Here is a 16,566-nt window from a genome sequence, read left to right as displayed (position 1 = left end):
AGGGCAGGTCACCGCGGCGGTTTCGCTACTCGCTCCTCGGGGCCCAAGCGACCAGATACAGGCCCCGCATCACTGCATCACGGTGTGTCACAGCAAAGCTAGAAAGCGCAGGTGAGGCTGCACAACGAGCCCGGCGTTGAGATCGCTCAACACCCGGCGCGATCTCATCCCTCCGAGGGACCCCCGCGGGCCAGCCGGATCGCCGACTCGCGGTCCGGCACCCGGAGCTTCTTGAGGATCGCGCGGATGTGGGTGCGGACGGTGACCGGGGCGACGAACGTCTTCTTCGCGATCTCGTCCGTCGAGAGCCCGGCGGCCATCAGGTCCAGGACCTCGGCCTCCCGCTCCGTGAGCTCCACGGGCTTCGGGCGGCCGGGCAGCGTGAAGCGGCGCCGTGGCCGTGCGCGGAACGCGTCGGCGACCCTGGTCACCAGCCACCGGGGGAGTACGGCCTCGCCGGCGAGCACACCGCGCAGCGCCGGCCCGAGCCGGGCCGGATCCATGTCCTTGAGCAGGTAGCCGGAGGCCCCTGCTCTGAGGGCGGCGAACAGGTCCTCGTCGTCCCCGGATGCGGTCAGCATGACGACGGCGACGCCGGGCAGCTCCCGGGTGATGTCCGCCGCCGCGACGATGCCGTTGCCGGGCATGTGGATGTCGAGCAGGCAGACCTCGGGCCGGTGCTGCCGCGCCGCCTCGAGTGCGGCGTCCCCGCTGTCGACCGAGGCGACCACCTCGACGTCCTGACTGCTCAGCGCCTCGGCGACGGAGATCCGCGTCGGGGCGTGGTCGTCGGCGATGACCACCCGCAGGGGCTCGCTCACGGCCACCTCACCTCCACCCTGGTGCCCTCACCGAGGTGCGAGGTGATCTCCAGTGCCGCGCCGAGCTGGGCGGCCCGTTCCCGCATGCTGGTGAGGCCGAACCCGCCCGCACGCGCGCCGCGCGGGGTGCCGACGGCGAACCCCCGGCCGTCGTCGACGACGGACAGGGAGAGGGGCTGCGCGGCCAACACGACCTCGATCCGCTGGGCGTCCCCGTGCCGGACGGCGTTGCGCACGGCCTCGCCGACGATCCGCAGGACCACTTCGCCCTCGGCGGGCTCGAGGCGTGCCAGGGCGTCGAGATCCGTGACGATCTTGACGTCGTACCGGTGGGCGAGGTCGTCCAGCGCCTGCTGCAGCACGGCCGGGAACGGCATGTCGTGCGGCCGGGTCATCGCCCGCAACGCCCTGCGCGCCTCGAACTGGGCCCGGGCCGCCGCCGCACCGATGCGCTCGGCGGTCCCCGCGTCACCGGGCTCCGCGGCCAGCCGCTTCGACTGGGCGACGATGTAGGCCAGCTCCTGGCTCAGCCCGTCGTGGAGCTCCCGTGCCGTGCGCCGGCGGTCCTCCAGCACAGCGGCGCGGGTGCGCAGCTCCCAGAAGGACCTGATCTCGCGGGCCGCCCCGACGAGCAGGAAGGCGTAGAAGCCGAGCCGCAGGACGTCGCCGGTGTAGACGTAGTCGGAGTACAGCGACGGGAAGAGCAGGTAGTGGACGCGGGCGACCGCCCCGAGGACGCAGCCGGCACCCAGCCACCGCAGGAGCTGGTCGCCCGAGGACCTGCCCTGGCGGGTGAAGGCGACGGCGGCGACGGCGTAGCAGAGCGCGCCCAGGGCCTGGACCGCGAGCACCGCCGGGTGCGCCGACAGGACCGGACGGGTCGCGTCGCCGAGGGGCTGTGACGGGTCGACGGTCGGCGGGAGCGTGTCACCGAGGACGACCCCGACGGCCGCGAGCGTCGCGAGGGCCGCGCCGACGCCGGCGGACAGCAGCGCGGTGGACCGGCGCCCGAGGTGCACCGCGGGAGTGGTCAGAGCGGCCGCGAGGAGGAGCAGGGTCCCGCAGAACCGGATGACGAGACCGGTCCACCGACTGAACTCCCCGCCCTGCGCCAGCGCCACCGCGTTCGGCACCGCGGTGAGCACCAGGTTGGCGCCGGCGACGGTGCACAGGGCGAGGACGAGGAGCAGCTCCCGCGCCTGGCGGTCGGTCCGGAACCGGCCGTAGAGCAGGTACGCGACGAGCAGGGCGATGAGCGCGTCCGCGGTCTCGAACGCCACGTGCAGCGCCGGGGCGCGGTAGGCGAACCCGAGGAACGGGACCACGACGACAGCGACCGTGGCGCCGCCGGCGACGACGGCGGTCCAGCCGGCCAGGGCGCCGTACCGTCGCGACAGCAGCCCTCCCCCCGTGGGCAGCACGTCGGACACGGTAGTTGCCCCGAACTCCTCCCCGTGCGTCCGCCACGGCGGTCCCACCCTTCGGGGTACTCCAGGCCGGCCGTTCCTAGCGCCTCGCAAGCGGGCGACGGTCGACCGCCAGACGTTCGCAAGGGCGCGCCGACACGGTGGTCCCCGTCAGCCGGGCAGCCCGCCCGGCCCCGTCGCGGAGGCCCTGCCGTGTTCCTCGTGCTGTTCCTGCTGTTCCCCGTCGCCGTCCTCGTCGCGCTGGTCGCGCTCGAGGCACGCCTGCACCGCAACCGCAGCCTGGCCGGCTCCGCCGGGATGCCCGCCGTCTTCGACCGGCCGGAGTTCGCCGGGCGGCTCGGGGGCCGCGTGCGGTGACCCGTCCACCAGCCCCGGACGACGCGAGGAGGGGCCGCCCCGTACCGGGACGGCCCCTCCTCGTGTGTGCGGGTGCTACTTGCGCAGGGAGAAGCGCGCGGTCTGCGTGCTCCCGTCCGCGGCGGTCACGCTGAGGACGGCGCAGCCCTCGGCAGCGGGCTTCCAGGTGAAGACGAACTGGTGGTCCTGGGCGTCGTACCGCAGCACGCTGCCACCCGCGGCCGTAGCGGGGACGGGAGTGCCCTTCGGCGCGAAGCCGGTGCAGTCGGCCGCCGCGGTGACCGTGATGGACCGCACCGCGCTCACGTCGGTGAGCTCCTCAGCGCCCGCGAGGACGCGGAACTTGACCGGGACGGTGCTGCCGCCCTTGGCCGAGTTGACGGCCGGGGCGGCCGCGACCGGGTTGCCCAGCGCGCCGACGGTCCAGGGCAGCACGGTGTAGTGCTGCTCCGCGACCACCACGTTCCCCGCGACGTCGTACGCGGTGGCGACCAGGGTGTGCTCGCCGATCTCGGTGCCGTACCCGCTCACCGTGCAGGTGCCCGGGCCGGACAGGTCGTCGTGGGCCGTGCAGGTCGGGACGGCGGGGACCCGGCCCCAGTACACGCTGCCGAGCTCCGAGTCGAAGGCCGCCGTCGGCGAGGTGAGGTCGACGTCGACGTCCTCGACCGTCGCGGCGGCGGTGTTCCCGGCGTGGTCGGACACCTCGCCGCGGACGGTCTGGTCCGCGCCCTCCGCGAGCGGCACCGCCTCCGGGCAGGAGACGACGCCCGACCCGCCCTCGTCGGCGCAGGTGAAGGACACGGTCGGCGCCGTCACGTACCAGCCGTCGGCCCCGTCGGGCTCAGCCGGGACGATGCCGGCCGTGATCGTGGGTGCGGTCGTGTCGACCACCTCGTAGGACGCGGTGGCGCGGTCGGACAGCCCGCCCTCGTCGGTGAACTCGCAGGCGACGGTCACGGTGCCGAGGCCGTGCTCGTCCGCGCCGGACCGGTCGATCCGCGGCGCGGCGGTCGCCCCGGGCTGCTGGTCGTCCTCGACGTCGCAGCCGACGGTCGGCTCGTCGCCGATCTCGTAGGTCTCCGCGTCGACGCCCGTGACCGAGACCCGCGGCGCGGTGTTGCGCGGCGGCGCCGGGGCCACCGTCACGGTGAAGGCGACGGGCTCGATGTCGAATCTCCCCGACGTGGCGCCGGTGGCGGTGTACCCGGTCGCGTGGACCGTGGTGGTGCCTGCGGACAGCGGCACCACCGTCAGCGGGACGGCCGTGCCGCAGTCCTCGAGCGTGACGCTGCGGGAGGCGAGGCGCGCCACCGACTCGTCGCCCGACGCCAGGGTCACGGTGATCGAGGTGTCCTCGTGCTTGAGGTTGCAGCCGTTCTCGCCGTCCTGTGCAGGCCGGACGACGAGCGAGGTGGTCCCGGCCTCGCCCCCGGCCGTGAGCGACATCGTCTCCAGCGGCACGTCGACGGTGTCGTCGAGCGTGTTGGTGACGGTGTCGGCCAGGGCGAGGCCGCAGCCGGTGAGGACGAGCCCGGCGGTCAGGGCCGCCAGGACCCGGGAACGCCTGTGCACACGCATCGAGTACTCCCGTGAGGTGGGCTCCCAGCGGAGCGGGCTCCCCGCGGCTCCGTGGTCGCTCGGCCGGGGAGGTGATCGCGCGGCACGCCATGGCGTCGTCCGGCTGCACGGGGTGAGCTCCGTCGTGCACCCCGGTGCGTCCGTGACAGGAGCGACGGCCGCGACGTCCCGAGTCCGAGACGACACCGCCCGGGGCCGTGCCGGCCGCTCAGCCGCAGTTGCGCTCGCGCTCGTCGGAGCCCAGCGCCGTCGTCAGAGACTGGGCGAAGCCGTCCCAGCGCTGGTAGGCCTCCGGGAAGCCCGAGCGCTGCACCCACTGCGCGGCGTCGGTCAGGCGCATGGTCTCCCAGCCGGGGACCCGCACGAGCCGGTCGTAGAACTGGCCGGCCGCGTAGACCGGGTCCTGCACCTGCGCCGGGGTGCCCCAGCCCTGCGAGGGTCGCTGCTGGAACAGGCCGAGGGAGTCCCGGTCGCCGTAGTCGAGGTTGCGCAGCGTCGACTCCTGCATCGCCGTGGCCAGCGCGATGACCACGGCCCGCTCGGGCAGCCCGCGCTGCCGGGCGACGGCCGCGATCGTCTGGGCGTTGGCCCACTGCTCGGCGGACAGCGTCACCGACGTCGAGGGGACGGTGCAGATCCCGGTCGCCGCCGCCGCGGGCGGCTCGGACCGGTCGGCCTTCCACGCCAGGGCGAACACCACCACGATCCCGATCACGTAGGCGGGCCACCACGTGCGCAGGGCGGCCGGGCCGCCGCGGCCGCGGGTCCGGCCGGCGGGACGCCGGGCGGGGGTGCGCTTCGGGGCGGGCCGGCTGGCGGAGGGGCGCTTCGCGGCCGGGCGCCGGGTACCTGGCGCCGGCCGGCGGAGCGGAGCCGTCCGTGCGCTGGTCATCGCCCCCGACTGTAGGTGCGCTCCCCGGCCGGACCCCGGACGTCGCGGTGCGGACGGGTGTCGTGGGACGGGCGTGATCGCTACCGTGACGGCCGCCTCACGCCGTCCTCCCGCCCCGCGCGATCCCCTGGAGCCTGCATGCCCGACGTCCTGCTGCCCGGCGTCTCCGCCACCCGCGTGCCCACCGCGCGGCTCACCCAGAACGTGCTGCACCCCGAGGGCACCGACCCGGCCGGCCCCGGCGAGGCGGTGCTCCTCGTGCACGGCAACGTCAGCTCCGCGCTGTTCTGGCAGCAGGCGCTGCTGGCGGTGCACGGCACCGGGCGGCACCGGGTGCTCGCCGTCGACCTGCGCGGCTACGGCGACACCGACCCGCTGCCGGTCGACGCGCGCCGCGGGGTCGGCGACTGGGCCGACGACCTCGGCGCGCTGCTGGACGCGCTGGGCCTGGACCGGGTGCACCTGGTCGGCTGGAGCATGGGCGGGGGCGTCGTCCTGCAGCAGCTGCTCGACGCGCCGGAGCGGGTGGCCTCGGTGACCCTGGTCGCGCCGGTCTCGCCGTACGGCTTCGGCGGCACCACGGGTCCCGAGGGACGGCGGCTGGCCGACGACGGCGCGGGCTCCGGCGGGGGACTGGCCAACCCGGAGTTCGTGGCGGCACTCGCGGCCGGCGACACCTCCGACGCGACGCCGTCCTCACCGCGGTCGGTCCTGCGCGCCTTCTACGTGGCGCCGGGCTCGCTGCCGCTGGACCCGGCGCTGGAGGACGTCTTCGTCGCGGCGATGCTCTCCACCCGCACCGGGGAGGACCACTACCCGGGCGACGCCGTGCCGAGCGACGCCTGGCCGGGGACCGCGCCGGGGACGCGCGGGGTGCTCAACACCATGGCGCCCACGGTGTTCGACGTGTCCGGCGTCGTCGACCTGGCCGACAAGCCGCCGGTGCTGTGGATCCGCGGCGACGCCGACGCGATCGTCTCCGACACCTCGGTGTTCGACCTGGCGTACCTCGGGCAGCTCGGCGCGGTGCCGGGCTGGCCGGGCGCGGAGGTCTGCCCGCCGCAGCCGACGGTCACCCAGACCCGCGCGGTGCTCGACCGCTACGCCGCGGCCGGCGGCGCCTACCGCGAGGTGGTGCTGCCCGGGGTCGGCCACTCGCCGCACGTCGAGCGACCGCAGGAGTTCGTCGTCGCGCTGCTCGAGCACCTCGACGTCCCCGCCGAGGAGCCCGCCGGCCTCACCTGAGGCGCACCTCCGCGGACGTGCCCCGGGCACGTCCGCGGGGAGGTGCCCGACCTCAGTCGTTGGCGTGCAGGGCGGCGTTGAGGGCGCCCCACTGGCCCGACCGCGGCAGCGCCTCCAGCGCACCGGAGACGCTGTTGCGGCGGAAGAGCAGCCCGTCGCGGCCGGACAGCTCGCGGCCCTTGACCACCGACCCGTCGGGCAGGGTGATCCGCGAGCCGGCGGTGACGTAGCAGCCGGCCTCGACGACGCAGTGGTCGCCGAGGGAGATGCCGATGCCGGAGTTGGCGCCGAGCAGGCAGCCGGTGCCGATCGAGACGACCTCCTTGCCGCCCCCGGACAGCGTGCCCATGATCGACGCGCTGCCGCCGATGTCGCTGTCCGCGCCGACGACGACGCCCGCGCTGATCCGGCCCTCGACCATCGAGGGACCGAGCGTCCCGGCGTTGTAGTTGACGAAGCCCTCGTGCATGACCGTCGTCCCCTCGGCCAGGTGCGCGCCCAGCCGCACCCGGTCGGCGTCGGCGACCCGCACGCCGGAGGGGACCACGTAGTCGATCATCCGCGGGAACTTGTCCACCGACAGCACGGTCACGTGCCCGTGCGCCGCGCGCAGGGTCGCGCGACGGGCGGGGGTCAGCTCGGTGGCCAGCACCGGGCCGGCGCTGGTCCAGGCCACGTTGGCCAGCAGGCCGAACACGCCGTCCAGGTTGACGTCGTGCGGGCGCACCAGGCGGTGCGAGAGCAGGTGCAGCCGGAGGTACACGTCGTGGGCGTCGACCGGCGGCGCGTCGAGGTCGGGGACGACCGTCCGGACGCCGACCACCTCCACGCCGCGGGCGTCGTCGGTGCGCACCAGCCCGGAGAACTCGTGCCCGAGCTCGCCCCCGAGCTCCAGGGTGCCGAGCTGGTGGGTCCCGGCCGGCCCGTCGCCACCGCCCAGCGCGGGGGAGGGGTACCAGGTGTCCAGGACGGTGCCGGAGGCGGTGATGGTCGCGAGGCCGGCGGCGACGGCGGAGCGTGGGGCGGTCACGGTCCCGACGCTACCCAGCGACGCCGCACCGCCCGCCCGTAGGCTCGGGCACCGTGACCGGCGCGCTCGACCTGGACCTGTCCGCCGACGTCCTCACCCTCACCCGGGCGCTGGTCGACACCCCGTCGGTCTCCGGCGACGAGCGGGTGCTCGCCGACGCCGTCGAGGCCGCGCTGCGGGAGCTCGGCGGGCTGGAGGTCGAGCGGGTCGGCGACACGGTGCTCGCCCGCACCGCGCTCGGCCGCGACACCCGCATCGTGCTGGCCGGCCACCTGGACACCGTGCCGATCGCGGACAACGTGCCCAGCCGGGTCGGGGACGGGCGGCTGTACGGCTGCGGCACCAGCGACATGAAGTCCGGCGACGCCGTCATGCTGCGGCTGGCCGGCCGCTTCGGCGTCCCGGGTGCGGAGCCCGCGCACGACGTCACGTTCGTCTTCTACGACAACGAGGAGGTCGAGTCCGCGAGGAGCGGCCTCGGCCGGGTGGCCCGCGAGCGGCGCGGCTGGCTCTACGGTGACCTCGCAGTCCTCCTGGAGCCCACCGACGGCGAGGTCGAGGCCGGCTGCCAGGGCACGCTGCGGGCGGTGCTGGAGGTGACCGGCCGCCGGGCGCACTCGGCGCGCAGCTGGCTCGGCGTGAACGCGATCCACGGCGCCGCCGGGATCCTCGGCACGCTGGCGGCCTACGAGGCGCGGCAGGTCGAGATCGACGGCTGCACCTACCGCGAGGGGCTCAACGCCGTCCGGGTGGAGGGCGGGGTCGCGGGCAACGTCGTGCCGGACGAGTGCCGGGTGACGGTCAACTTCCGCTACGCCCCCGACCGGGACGAGGACGCCGCGGAGGCGCACGTCCGCGAGGTGTTCGCCGACGCGCTGGCCGCCGGCGCCACGCTGACCGTCGTCGACAACGCCGGCGGCGCGCTGCCCGGGCTCACCGAGCCGGCCGCCGCGGCCTTCGTCGCCGCCGTCGGCCGGCCGCCGCGGGCCAAGCTCGGCTGGACCGACGTCGCCCGGTTCGCCGCCCTGGGCATCCCGGCGGTCAACTACGGGCCGGGGGACCCCCAGCTCGCGCACACCCGCGAGGAGTCCGTGCTCGTGGACCGGCTGCAGCCGGCCGAGGACGCCCTGACCGCCTACCTGTCCGGAGGCAGCGCATGACGACCGTCCCCCCGCCCGACGGTGCGCGGAAGCCGCGCCCGACCCGTCACCGGGGCCCGATCATGCTGCGCGGGGGCGAGCCGGACCCGCAGACGGTCGGGACGACGACCGACCAGCGGCTGCTCGACCGCCGCGGGCCGACCGACTGGGTGCACACCGACCCGTGGCGCGTGCTGCGCATCCAGAGCGAGTTCGTCGAGGGCTTCGGCCTGCTGGCGGAGCTGCCGCGGGCGGTCAGCGTGTTCGGCAGCGCCCGCACCAAGCCCGACCACCCGCACTACGCGGCCGGCGTGGAGATCGGCGCGGCGCTGGCGCGGGCCGGCTACGCGGTCATCACCGGCGGCGGGCCGGGCGCGATGGAGGCGGCCAACCGCGGCGCGTCGGAGGCCGGCGGGCTGTCGGTGGGCCTGGGCATCGAGCTGCCGTTCGAGCAGGAGCTCAACGAGTGGGTCGACGTCGGCATCAGCTTCCGCTACTTCTTCGTCCGCAAGACGATGTTCGTGAAGTACGCGCAGGCCTTCGTCATCCTCCCCGGCGGCTTCGGCACCCTCGACGAGCTGTTCGAGGCGCTGACGCTGGTGCAGACCCGCAAGGTCACCCGCTTCCCGGTCGTGCTGTTCGGCAGCGCGTACTGGTCGGGGCTGGTCGACTGGATCCGCGGCACGCTGGTCGAGGCGGGCACCATCAACGCCGGCGACCTGGACCTGTTCACCGTCACCGACGACGTCGACGAGGTGCTCGCGCTGGTCCGCGAGGCGGAGACCGCCCGGCAGAACGGGGACGGCGGCGGCGGCATGCGGGCGCCGCTGGCCCCGCCGGTCGAGCCGGTCGAGGGCTGAGGCGGCCGTGCTGTCCCTGCTGGTCGGGATCGCCGCGGTCGCCGTCGTGGGGGCGCTGCTGTTCCTCGGCGGCTCGCTGCTGCTCGGCCGCGGGGAGACCCAGCCGCCGGCCGAGCTGGACCGCTCGCCGGTCGAGCTGCCCGACGACCGGCCGGTGACCGGCGAGGACGTGCGCGGGCTGCAGGTGTCGGTGGCCGTGCGCGGCTACCGGATGAGCGAGGTCGACTGGCTGCTCGAGCAGCTCGCCCTGGCGCTGGACGAGCGCGACGAGACGATCGCGGCGCTGCGCGCGGTGCCGGCGCCGCGGGCCGCCGACGCCGACACCGACCCCGACCTGCCGCTGCCGGACCGCGGCGGGCCGGGCGGGGCACCGACCGGGGACGGGGTGCGCCGGGATGCCTGAGCTGGTCCTGCCGGTCCACGTGGAGGCGTCGCCCGAGCAGGTGTGGGCGGCGCTGACCGACTGGCGCGCGCAGGGGCGGTGGATGCCGGCGACCGACGTCGAGGTGGTCACCGACGCGGCGGAGGGCGTCGGCGTGCGGCTGGCCGCGCGCACCGGCGTCCCGCTGCCGTGGCGGCGCGGTCGGCACCTCGGCGTGCTCGACACGATGGTGGTCACCGAGTGGGACCCGCCGCGGCGGGTGGTCGTCCAGCACACCGGCCGGATCGTGCGCGGGCCGGGCATCTTCGAGCTCACGCCCGCGGGGGGCGGCACCGACCTGGTCCTGACCGAACGGTGGTACCCGCCGTTCGGGCTGCTCGGCCGGGCCGGCTGGCCGTTGGCGCGCCCGTTCGTCGTCGTGGGCTTCCGGGTCGCGCTGCGCCGGTTCGCCCGCTTCGCCCGCGCCTACGCCGGCTGAGCGGCCGCCCGGACGGCGTCGCGGCTGACGTACCAGCGCCGCCACAGCAGCGCCGCCGTCAGCACGGTGACCACCGTGCCGCCGTCGTACACGAGCCGCGCGCCCTCCTCGGCGCCCACGGTGCCCGCCGGCGGGTGCGCGTAGAGGACCTTGGCCAGGACGTCGTGCGCGGCGGCCCCGCCGGCCAGCGCCAGCGCCCGCACGGCCACCGGCCGGCGGTGCGGCGCCGGGTCGACGGCGAGCACCGCGGCGGTGGCGAGGTGGCCGCTGACCAGCACGTGCAGCCAGACCAGCGCGGCCAGGCCCGGCCGGTGCCCGACGGCGGTGTGCAGCCCGGTGCCGTAGAGCAGCCACAGCCCCGCGGCGTTGAGCGGGACGGCGACCAGCGGGTCGGCGAGCCACCGGGCGGGGGCGGTGCGCAGCAGCCGGGACAGCCGGCGCGCGGCCGGCGGCGGCAGGGCGCGCAGCGCGAGGGTGAGCGGGGCGGCGAGCACGAGCAGCAGCGGGGCGACCATGCCCACCAGCAGGTGCGCGGCCATGTGCGCGTGCAGGTCCGTGTGGGCGGTCCCGGGACCCGCGACGCCGACCGCCGCGGCGGCCAGCCCGGCGAGCCACGCGGCGGTGCGGGAGAGCGGCCACGGACGGCGGCAGCGCCAGGTCGCGGCGACGTAGGCGGCGCCCGCGGCGAGCAGCAGCGCGAGGACGGCGGTCACCGGCGCGGGACCGGGCTACCCCGCGCGCGCAGGAGCAGCAGGACCCCGGCGGCCAGGAGCGCCACGCCGGGCAGCACCCACGCGACGTCGTAGCCGGTGAGGTCGACGCCGTAGCGCACCTGGTGCAGCCGCAGCAGCTTGTGGTGCACCAGGCCGTCCCACACCTGGAAGGCGCCGGCGCCGGTGAGCACCGCGCCCCACCACAGGACGGCGGCGAACGGGCCGCGGCGGCGGGCGTCGGCCAGCAGCGCCAGCCCCGCGACCGCGGCGGAGAACGTGCCGGCGTGCAGCACCCCGTCGGAGACCAGGCCGGCCGCACCGCTCGCCCGGTCGTAGAAGTGGTGCCAGTGCAGCAGCTGGTGGAAGACGATCTCGTCCACCGCGCCCGCGGTGCCGGCGCCGAGCAGCAGGCCGGAGACCAGCAGCCGGCGCCGGGGCGCCGGCCGGGGGAGTGCGTCGGGCACGGGGCCTCCCGTCGTCGGGTGTCCCCGGGCGCTGCCCGGCCGGCGCGGCCGGGAAACGGCGCCGCGTCGGCGGCGCGGGTCAGCCGCGCGAGACCGCCAGCCGCGCGCCGAACGCGAGCAGCGCACAGCCGGTGAACGTGTCGAGGGCCCGGCGGACCGGGCGGCGCGCCAGCACCCGCCGCGCCCGGGACAGCCCGGCCACCAGCAGGAGCAGCCAGACCAGCCCGACCGCCGCGTGGGTGAGCGCGTAGGCCAGCAGCACCGGCACCGCGGTGCCCGGCGCGAGGAACTGCGGCAGGACGGCGAGGTAGAAGGCGAGCACCTTCGGGTTGGTCACGTTGCTGAGGAAGCCCTGCCGCAGGCCGGTGAGCGCGGCCCGGCCGGCGTCGGGCCCGCCGTCGCCGAGGTCGGGGTAGCGGCCGCGCACCGCCGAGCGGAACGCCTGGACGGCGAGGAACGTCAGGTAGGCGACCCCGGCCCAGCGGATCGCCTGGAACAGCGGCTCCACGCGGACGACCAGCGCGGCCAGGCCGGTCGCGGCCGCCGCGCCCTGCAGGACGTTGGAGACGGTGATGCCGACCGCGCTCCACGAGCCGCGCACCCGGCCGCCGCCGAGGGTGTTGCGCAGGACGACGGCGACGTCGGGCCCCGGCACGAGCACGAGCACGACGGCGAGGACGACGAAGGTCCCGTATCCCGACCGGTCCACGCCGTCGACGCTACCCACCAGGCCGCCCCGGGCAGGTGCGTCCCGCGGGGCGCGGAGGTCAGTCCCGCGCGGGCACCGGCGCCCCCGGGCCCAGGCACTCCACCTCCGGACCCGGGGCGCCGAGGGCCGCCCCGCGCCGGGCGCGGGCGCGGCGCTCCAGGCGGGCGCGCAGCCCGTCGAGGAACAGCGCCAGCCCCTCCTCGAACCGCTCCTCGTCGCCGCCGGCCGTGGGGACCGCGGCGGTGAGCGTGGGGAAGCGGCCCGGGTCGCCGGGCGGCCCGCCCGGCGGCCCGCCCGCCGGCCGGTCGAGCGCCGTCTGGGTCTCCAGCGCGTCCCCGAGGACGAACGAGCCCAGCGCGGTCACCACGCGCACCGCCTCACCCGGCTCCAGCCCCGCCTCCACCAGGACGCGCAGCGTGCGCTCGATGCCGGGCAGCGCCACCTCGGTCGGCCGGTTGCCGGCCACCACCTGGACGCTGTCGCGGTGGGCGAGCAGCAGCGCCCGCCGGACCCGGCTCGCCTCGGCCAGCCACTCCCAGACCGGCTCGCCCGGCCGCGGCGCCCGCGTGCTCTCCGGCACCTCCGCCATGACGGAGTCGGCCACCAGGTCCAGGAGGTGCCGCTTGTCCTTGACGTGCCAGTAGAGCGTCGGCGCGCTCACGCCCAGCCGCGCGGCGACCCCACGGAGGGTCAGGCCCGCCAGGCCCTCGTCGTCGAGCACCTCGACGGCGGCGCGGACGACGTCGTCCCTGGAGATCGGCACCTTGACACTCTAACGGTGTTCGAGGACGCTCCGGGGGTGACTCTAACGGCGTTAGGGACCCCGTCGGGGGAGGCCGCCGCCGACCGTCCGCCCGCGGTCGAGGTCGCCGGCCTGGTGAAGAGGTTCGACGAGGTCGAGGCCGTGCGCGGGATCGACCTGACGGTGCACGGGGGCGAGCTGTTCGGCTTCCTCGGCCCGAACGGTGCGGGCAAGTCCACCACCATCAAGATCCTGTGCACGCTGCTGCGGCCCACCGCCGGCACCGCGCGGGTGGCCGGCTTCGACGTCGTCCGCGACCGCACCGAGGTGCGCCGGCACATCGGCCTGGTGTTCCAGGAGACGACCCTCGACGACCACCTCACCGCCGAGCAGAACCTCCGCTTCCACGCCGACATCTACGGGATGCCGAGGGCCGAGGTCGGGCCGCGGATCGACGTCGTCCTCGAGATGGTGGGCCTGACCGACCGCCGCGGCTCGCTCGTGCGCACCTTCTCCGGCGGCATGAAGCGCCGGCTGGAGATCGCCCGCGGCCTGCTGCACTCCCCGCGCGTGCTGTTCCTCGACGAGCCGACCATCGGGCTGGACCCGGAGTCGCGGGCGTCGCTGTGGCGCTACGTCGACCGGCTGCGCGCCGAGGAGGACATCACCGTCTTCCTCACCACGCACTACATGGACGAGGCCGAGCGCTGCGACCGCATCGCGATCGTCGACGCCGGCCGGATCGGCGCGCTGGACACGCCCTCGGCGCTCAAGGCCAGCGTGGGCCACGACCGGGTGCGGGTCACGACCACCGACGACGACGCGGCGGAGGCCATGGTGCGCGAGCGGCTGGGCGTGGAGACGGAGCGGGAGGGCGGGGCGCTGGTCGTCCTCACCCCCGACGGCGAGCAGTTCGTGCCGCGGCTGTTCGAGCTCGGCCTCACGGTGCGCTCGGTGAGCGTGTCCCGGCCGACGCTGGACGACGTGTTCCTGGCCTACACCGGCGCGCGCATGGCCGACCGCCAGGCGGCGGCCGGCCGGAACCCGATGGTGGCGGCCATGTTCCGGGGAGGCCGGCGATGACGGCGACCACCGCTCCCGTCCGGCTGGCCGGCCGGGGCCTGCGGCACGAGCTGCGCGCGGTGAAGGTGGTCTGGCACCGCGACATCCTGCGGTTCCGCACCGACCGGGGCCGGATCCTGTCGTCGTTCGCCCAGCCGCTGCTGTTCCTGTTCGTGCTGGGCGAGGGCCTGGGCGCCACGCTCCCGGTCGACACCTTCGGCGACGCCGACTACTCGACGTTCCTCTTCCCCGGCGTGCTGGCCACCTCGGTCATGTTCACCGCCGTCTTCTCGGCGATCTCGATCGTCTGGGACCGGGAGCTCGGCTTCCTGCGGGAGATGCTCGTCGCGCCGGTCAGCCGGACCAGCATCGTGCTGGGCAAGGCGCTGGGCGGGGCGACGGTGGCGACGCTGCAGTCGGTCGTGCTGCTGGCGCTCGCCGGGCTGGTCGGCGTCCCGTACGCGCCCCTCATGATCGTCGGGACGGTCGCGCTGCTGTTCGTCGTCGCGTTCTCGATCACCGCGCTGGGCCTGGTCATCGCCGTCCGGGTCGACCAGATCCAGACCGTGATGCCCCGGGTGCAGCTGCTGCTCGCCCCGCTGATGTTCCTGTCCGGCGCCTTCTTCCCGGTCAGCGGCGCGCTGCCGGGGTGGCTGCACGCCCTCGCGCTGGCCAACCCGGTCACCTACGGCGTCGACGCGGTGCGGCGGCTGGTCCTGCACTACGTCGACCCTGCGGCCGCCGACGCCGTCGCGCTGCGCTGGGGCGCCTGGCCGGTGCCGGTCTGGCTCGACGTCGTCATCGTGGGCGGGGTGGGCGCGGCGCTGCTCGCCGTCGCCGCCTGGCTGTTCAGCCGCCCCGAGTAGGAGGACCTCCCTGCCCCCACCGCGGAAGGACCCCGTCCTCCTCATCCCTCGCAGGCTCGGGACGAGCCTCTGGACGGGGCCGGCGGCGGGCCCCTGCAGGGAGGCCGGTCCAGCACCTCACCCGCGGCGGCGGGCGGCCACGAACGCCATCGCCTCCTCGGCGAGGGCCAGGTCGGACTCGGGGGTGCCGTGGTCGAGGGCGACCCACTCGCGCATCGGGGTGCCGTTGGCCGCGGCGAAGGGCAGGCCGGTGCCGGCGGTGACCAGACCCTCCACCCGGTGACGCGGCAGCTTCAGCACCAGCGCGCCGCCGACGACCATCGCGAAGATCGCCCCGTCGACGGTGAGCGCGGCCGAGCCGAAGCCCCGGCCGCCGCCCGCGCCGGGCGGGCCGACGCCGGGCCGGGTGGCGAGGGCCTCCACCAGGAGGTCGAAGCGCCGGCCGGGGTCCACGACGAGGAGTCCAACGCCGGTCACCGGGGATGCGCAACGGGAACGGGTGCCGGATCGGTGAGGATGTCGCGGTGAGTCGTCGCGGATGGGCGCTGTTCCTGGCCATGTCGGTCATCTGGGGAGTGCCCTACCTGCTGATCAAGGTGGCGGTCGGGGAGACGTCGCCGGTCGTGGTGGTCTTCGTCCGGTGCGTGATCGGGGCGGCGCTGCTGCTGCCGTGGACGCTGGCCCGCGGGCAGGTGCGGCCGGCGCTGCGGCACTGGCGGGCGCTGCTGGTGTTCACGGTCCTGGAGATGACCGGGCCGTGGCTGCTGCTGTCCTACGCCGAGGTGTCGCTGTCGAGCTCGCTGACCGGGCTGCTGGTGGCGTCGGTGCCGTTCGTCGCGGCGCTGGCCGCGCGGCTGGTGGGCGGCGAGGAGCGGCTGACGCCGGTGCGGCTCACGGGCATGGGGCTCGGCGTCGTCGGCATCGCCGCGCTGCTCGGTCTCGACGTCGAGGGCATCGCGCTGCTGCCGGTGCTCGCCGTCGTGCTGGTCGTCATCGGCTACGGCACCGCACCGCTGGTGGCCAGCCGGTCGCTGGCCGACGTCCCCGGTGTCGCGGTCAGCGCGATCGCGCTGACGATCACTGCGCTCGTGTACGCGCCGTTCGCGCTGCCGCGGGTCGGGGAGGTGGCCGACGCGTCGGTGTCCGCGCTGGCGTCGCTGGTCGCGCTCGGGGTGGTGTGCACGGCGGTGGCGCTGGTGCTCTTCTTCGCGCTCATCCGCGAGGTCGGGCCGCAGCGGGCGCTGGTGATCACGTTCGTGAACCCGGCGGTCGCCGTCGTGGCCGGCGTCCTGCTGCTCGGGGAGCCGTTCACCCTCGGCCTCGCCGTCGGGCTGCCGCTGGTGCTCGTCGGCTGCGTGCTCGCGACCCGGCGCAACGCCCCCGCTCCGGCCCCCGCCGCGGTGGACGCCGCGGTCCCCTGAGGCCCGCGGTCATGCCCGGGTGGACAGCCGCGCGCGGAGGCGGTCGCAGGACTCGAGGTCACACGACGTGTACGGGTCGGCAACGGTGCTCCCGCGTCGCAAGTGCGTGGAGCCGGTCCTGCGGATCACGTGCCCGCTATCCGTGTCCCTGAAGGCGGCTTCAAGGACGGTCAGTCGCCCCCGTCGCCGCCGTCACCGAGAGCATCGGGTCCAACGTGCCAATCGGCAGGGGGCCCTGTTGGCTCCGCCGGGTGGACGGCGATCGTCTCTTCGAGCGCTACCGGCTCGGGCAGGACCCGGTAGCGGGGACCACCGCCGTCAAGCCAGCGTTGGCGGGCATCATCCGCTGCTGTCATGGCCCGTCACCTCTCACCGCG

19 protein-coding genes and 1 riboswitch are annotated in these 16,566 nt (G+C 75.8%); of the genes, 9 read left to right on the top strand and 10 right to left on the bottom strand.

The features are described from left to right. Window positions 1–5 precede the first annotated feature (5 nt). Window positions 6–89, bottom strand: a riboswitch (cyclic di-GMP riboswitch). A 75-nt stretch (window positions 90–164) separates the two neighbouring features. Together ACI8AR_RS00720 and ACI8AR_RS00715 are read right to left on the bottom strand one after the other, a co-directional pair. After that, a complete protein-coding gene (locus ACI8AR_RS00720) occupies window positions 165–821 on the bottom strand; it encodes a response regulator (protein ID WP_457049260.1) in 657 nt (218 codons plus the stop codon). Beyond that, window positions 818–2,242, bottom strand: coding sequence for a sensor histidine kinase (locus ACI8AR_RS00715; RefSeq protein ID WP_457049259.1), 1,425 nt, complete (start codon window positions 2,240–2,242; stop codon window positions 818–820). The genes ACI8AR_RS00720 and ACI8AR_RS00715 overlap by 4 nt, the downstream gene beginning before the upstream one ends. Before the next feature lie 198 nt (window positions 2,243–2,440). Here ACI8AR_RS00715 and ACI8AR_RS00710 point away from each other — a divergent pair, with 198 nt between their 5' ends. Then, the gene (locus tag ACI8AR_RS00710; protein WP_457049258.1) at window positions 2,441–2,605 is read left to right on the top strand and encodes a hypothetical protein; all 165 of its coding nucleotides are present in this window, start codon (window positions 2,441–2,443) and stop codon (window positions 2,603–2,605) included. Window positions 2,606–2,680: 75 nt separating this feature from the next. Here ACI8AR_RS00710 and ACI8AR_RS00705 read toward each other — a convergent pair whose 3' ends face one another. Both ACI8AR_RS00705 and ACI8AR_RS00700 read right to left on the bottom strand, forming a co-directional pair. After that, a complete protein-coding gene (locus tag ACI8AR_RS00705; RefSeq protein ID WP_457049257.1) occupies window positions 2,681–4,186 on the bottom strand; it encodes a PxKF domain-containing protein in 1,506 nt (501 codons plus the stop codon). A gap of 208 nt (window positions 4,187–4,394) precedes the next feature. Next, window positions 4,395–5,078: a hypothetical protein gene (locus tag ACI8AR_RS00700; protein ID WP_457049256.1), complete on the bottom strand. Its 684-nt coding sequence runs from the start codon at window positions 5,076–5,078 to the stop codon at window positions 4,395–4,397. Between the two features lie 138 nt (window positions 5,079–5,216). Between ACI8AR_RS00700 and ACI8AR_RS00695 the strand changes: the two genes are divergently transcribed. Beyond that, a complete protein-coding gene (locus tag ACI8AR_RS00695; RefSeq protein ID WP_457049255.1) occupies window positions 5,217–6,323 on the top strand; it encodes an alpha/beta fold hydrolase in 1,107 nt (368 codons plus the stop codon). A 52-nt stretch (window positions 6,324–6,375) separates the two neighbouring features. Here the strand turns inward: ACI8AR_RS00695 and dapD are convergent, their stop codons facing one another. Then, a complete protein-coding gene (gene dapD / locus ACI8AR_RS00690; protein ID WP_457049254.1) occupies window positions 6,376–7,353 on the bottom strand; it encodes a 2,3,4,5-tetrahydropyridine-2,6-dicarboxylate N-succinyltransferase in 978 nt (325 codons plus the stop codon). A 53-nt stretch (window positions 7,354–7,406) separates the two neighbouring features. On the opposite strand from dapD, the gene dapE reads away from it, so the two are divergent. The 4 genes from dapE to ACI8AR_RS00670 are packed head-to-tail and all read left to right on the top strand — an operon-like array spanning window position 7,407 to window position 10,212. Continuing rightward, a complete protein-coding gene (dapE, locus tag ACI8AR_RS00685; RefSeq protein ID WP_457049253.1) occupies window positions 7,407–8,513 on the top strand; it encodes a succinyl-diaminopimelate desuccinylase in 1,107 nt (368 codons plus the stop codon). Further along, complete coding sequence (locus ACI8AR_RS00680; RefSeq protein WP_457049252.1) at window positions 8,510–9,352, top strand: LOG family protein; 843 nt, start codon at window positions 8,510–8,512, stop codon at window positions 9,350–9,352. The genes dapE and ACI8AR_RS00680 overlap by 4 nt, the downstream gene beginning before the upstream one ends. Window positions 9,353–9,359: 7 nt before the next feature. Further along, a complete protein-coding gene (locus ACI8AR_RS00675; RefSeq protein WP_457049251.1) occupies window positions 9,360–9,755 on the top strand; it encodes a DivIVA domain-containing protein in 396 nt (131 codons plus the stop codon). Next, entirely contained in the window at window positions 9,748–10,212 is a 465-nt protein-coding gene (locus ACI8AR_RS00670) for an SRPBCC family protein (protein ID WP_457049250.1), read from the top strand. The genes ACI8AR_RS00675 and ACI8AR_RS00670 overlap by 8 nt, the downstream gene beginning before the upstream one ends. Here ACI8AR_RS00670 and ACI8AR_RS00665 read toward each other — a convergent pair. The 4 genes from ACI8AR_RS00665 to ACI8AR_RS00650 form a co-directional block, all read right to left on the bottom strand. After that, on the bottom strand, window positions 10,200–10,925 hold the full coding sequence (locus tag ACI8AR_RS00665) for a cytochrome c oxidase assembly protein (protein ID WP_457049249.1): 726 nt from the start codon (window positions 10,923–10,925) through the stop codon (window positions 10,200–10,202). The two genes, ACI8AR_RS00670 and ACI8AR_RS00665, sit on opposite strands and share 13 nt — an antisense overlap. Continuing rightward, window positions 10,922–11,389, bottom strand: coding sequence for a DUF2243 domain-containing protein (locus ACI8AR_RS00660; RefSeq protein ID WP_457049248.1), 468 nt, complete (start codon window positions 11,387–11,389; stop codon window positions 10,922–10,924). Before ACI8AR_RS00660 ends, ACI8AR_RS00665 begins: the two co-directional genes overlap by 4 nt. 79 nt (window positions 11,390–11,468) lie before the next feature. Beyond that, the gene (locus ACI8AR_RS00655) at window positions 11,469–12,098 is read right to left on the bottom strand and encodes a LysE family translocator (RefSeq protein WP_457049247.1); all 630 of its coding nucleotides are present in this window, start codon (window positions 12,096–12,098) and stop codon (window positions 11,469–11,471) included. A gap of 58 nt (window positions 12,099–12,156) precedes the next feature. Then, window positions 12,157–12,861, bottom strand: coding sequence for a TetR/AcrR family transcriptional regulator C-terminal domain-containing protein (locus ACI8AR_RS00650; RefSeq protein ID WP_457049246.1), 705 nt, complete (start codon window positions 12,859–12,861; stop codon window positions 12,157–12,159). A 114-nt stretch (window positions 12,862–12,975) separates the two neighbouring features. Between ACI8AR_RS00650 and ACI8AR_RS00645 the strand changes: the two genes are divergently transcribed. Both ACI8AR_RS00645 and ACI8AR_RS00640 read left to right on the top strand, forming a co-directional pair. Continuing rightward, entirely contained in the window at window positions 12,976–13,923 is a 948-nt protein-coding gene (locus ACI8AR_RS00645; RefSeq protein ID WP_457049245.1) for an ATP-binding cassette domain-containing protein, read from the top strand. Then, window positions 13,920–14,768 (top strand): ABC transporter permease, encoded by an 849-nt coding sequence (locus ACI8AR_RS00640; RefSeq protein WP_457049244.1) that lies wholly within the window; start codon window positions 13,920–13,922, stop codon window positions 14,766–14,768. Before ACI8AR_RS00645 ends, ACI8AR_RS00640 begins: the two co-directional genes overlap by 4 nt. Before the next feature lie 117 nt (window positions 14,769–14,885). Here ACI8AR_RS00640 and ACI8AR_RS00635 read toward each other — a convergent pair whose 3' ends face one another. Next, a complete protein-coding gene (locus ACI8AR_RS00635; RefSeq protein WP_457049243.1) occupies window positions 14,886–15,245 on the bottom strand; it encodes a hypothetical protein in 360 nt (119 codons plus the stop codon). Window positions 15,246–15,292: 47 nt separating this feature from the next. Here ACI8AR_RS00635 and ACI8AR_RS00630 point away from each other — a divergent pair, with 47 nt between their 5' ends. Then, window positions 15,293–16,189: a DMT family transporter gene (locus ACI8AR_RS00630; protein WP_457049242.1), complete on the top strand. Its 897-nt coding sequence runs from the start codon at window positions 15,293–15,295 to the stop codon at window positions 16,187–16,189. The last annotated feature ends 377 nt before the right edge of the window (window positions 16,190–16,566 follow it).

This window comes from Geodermatophilus sp. SYSU D01036 (assembly GCF_054050435.1).
This window is presented reverse-complemented; position numbering and strand designations above follow the sequence as displayed.